The sequence below is a fragment of the Armatimonas sp. genome (genome assembly GCF_043760365.1).
In the GTDB taxonomy this organism is placed as follows: domain Bacteria; phylum Armatimonadota; class Armatimonadia; order Armatimonadales; family Armatimonadaceae; genus Armatimonas.
In genome coordinates, this window is the sequence record NZ_JAYUPA010000133.1 from 1 (window position 1) to 2,234 (window position 2,234).

Below are 2,234 nucleotides of genomic sequence, written 5' to 3' on the forward strand. Positions count from 1 at the left end.
GCACCGTAGGAGATCGGAGCGCCCCTCTGGGTGATCGGGTTCCAGAGAGCGATGGGGAAGCCCTGGACGGTGGCCATGTTGAACCAACCAGAGTAGTTGGTCTTGACACCCGCCTGGCGCGCGTCGCTGGGACAGGAGTAGACACCCGCGCTCTTCACGTAGGGGAAGATCGCATTGTGCCAGAGGCCGCCTCCATTGTTCCTACACGCAGGAAGATTGCCAGCGGAGTAGCACTGATCCCACTTCCACTCGGGGAAGGTTTCGTCGTAGTCCTGGGCATACATCACCATGCCCAGCGTGAGCTGTTTCATGTTGGAGAGACACGCGGTCTGGCGCGCCTTCTCACGGGCTTGTGCAAAAACAGGGAAAAGAATGGCGGCGAGAATCGCGATGATCGCGATCACAACAAGTAACTCGATAAGCGTAAAGGTACGCAGAACTTTCTGCATTTTCATAACTGAGAACTCCCTCAAGTAGATTGACTCCCTAAGACAGGGGGGAATCATAGCAATTGTACACAGATATTTAATTAGTGTCAAGTCGGATTTTGTAGTTATCTTAATAAATTTTTAATAAGATAGCCTTAGTTAATCAGTTCTGGGCCTTGCGGTATAATTGCCCGTGCCTGCTCCCACTCCCACCTTGGACAAAACACTCCTTGACGCGGCCCTGAATGGCTCCGATCTCACCCCACGTCTTGTTGCTGTCGAGACGCAGCAGGACACGGCGACCCTCTTTGCACGACACCGCGACGGCTCCGTAACCTCCGAGACGGTGCCTTTTATCCCCTGGCTGATTCAGCGTGAGGAGCGCTTTTTACCCGATGGTGAGGAAATCCAGCTCACGGGCGAGGGCTACTCGCGCCTCGTGCGCTTTCCTAACTGGCGGGCGTACCAAGATGCCCGTCAGATTTTACGAGACGAGCGCCGGGACTTTGTACAGTACGGCTCGCCCCAGAAGCAGTTCTTGCTCGGCACCGGGCGCACGCTCTTTAAGGGAATGGCCTTTACCGAAGTGCGCCGGATGCAAGTGGACATCGAGACGACGACACTCTCGTTTAGTGAACCCGGGGCAAAGATTTTTCTGATCGCCTGCTCGGACAATGCGGGCAACGAGGAGCTACTCTTTGGCGATGAGCGCGATATGCTCTGGGCGCTGAGTCACCTTGTCTCGGCGTGGGACCCGGATATTATCGAGGGCCATAATATCTATGCGTTTGATCTGCCCTGGATTCGCGCCCGCGCCCGCGCGCTCAATATTGCCCTGCCCTGGGGCCGCGACAGCTCGGAGGTGGGGATTGGCTCGGAGCGCAACTGTGCGCTGGGGGCCAACACACGCCCGTTCACGCCGCACTATATCTGGGGACGGCATGTGCTGGACACGCTCTTTCAGACACAGCGCTTCGATGTGGCACGCGGCGAGATTAGCTCCTACAACCTCAAAGAGTGCGCCAGAACGTATCATATTGCTGAGCCCGACAGAGTCTATATTCCCCACGACGAGATCGCGTCGCTCTGGCGCACGGATCCGGAGCGGGTGAAAGCCTACACCCTGGGCGATGTTCGCGAGACCAGAAGACTTGCCGAGATTGTGACGCCCACGGAGTTCTACTCCACTCAGATGGTGCCCGATGTCTTTCAAACCGTCGCCGTGACGGGCAGTGGCGAGAAGATCAACTCCGTGTTTGTGCGGGCGTATCTTCAGGCAGGCCATGCGGTTGCGCGCCAGCAGCCCAGCCAGCCCTACGGCGGCGGCTACACGGAGATGCGCCTCGCGGGCCTCTTGCGCGGCATCGTGAAAGCCGATGTCGAGAGCCTGTATCCCAGCATCATGCTCAACTACAACGTGAGTAGCAGCTCGGACACGCTCGGGCTCTTTCTGCCGCTGCTCAAAGAGCTAACCCGCCGCCGACTCATGGCAAAGCGCAAGGCCAAAGACTACGAAGCCACCAAGAATGAGATCGCGTCGGCGTACTGGGACGGTTTGCAAGGCTCCTATAAATTGCTCATCAACTCGTTCTACGGCTACTTAGGCGCACCGTTCTACTTCAACGACTACTCCGCCGCCGCCAAAGTCACCGAAATCGGGCAGGTTATTGTTAAACAGATCGCGGAGGAACTCGAAACCCGAGGCGCAACAGTGATCGAGATTGACACCGATGGTGTCTATTTTCAGCCTCCCGCTGGAATCTTGGGCCTAGAGCCTGAAGAGGCATTTATCACTGAGATTGGCGC

General features: G+C 57.0%; 2 protein-coding genes. One reads left to right on the plus strand and one right to left on the minus strand.

What is annotated here, in order from left to right:
- Positions 1–455: DUF1559 domain-containing protein (locus tag ACH2EH_RS03455; protein ID WP_395138998.1), on the minus strand; the 455-nt coding region annotated here is incomplete at its 3' end.
- Between the two features lie 166 nt (positions 456–621).
- Between ACH2EH_RS03455 and ACH2EH_RS03460 the strand changes: the two genes are divergently transcribed.
- On the plus strand, positions 622–2,234 hold a 1,613-nt coding region (locus ACH2EH_RS03460; RefSeq protein ID WP_395139000.1), incomplete at its 3' end, for a DNA polymerase domain-containing protein.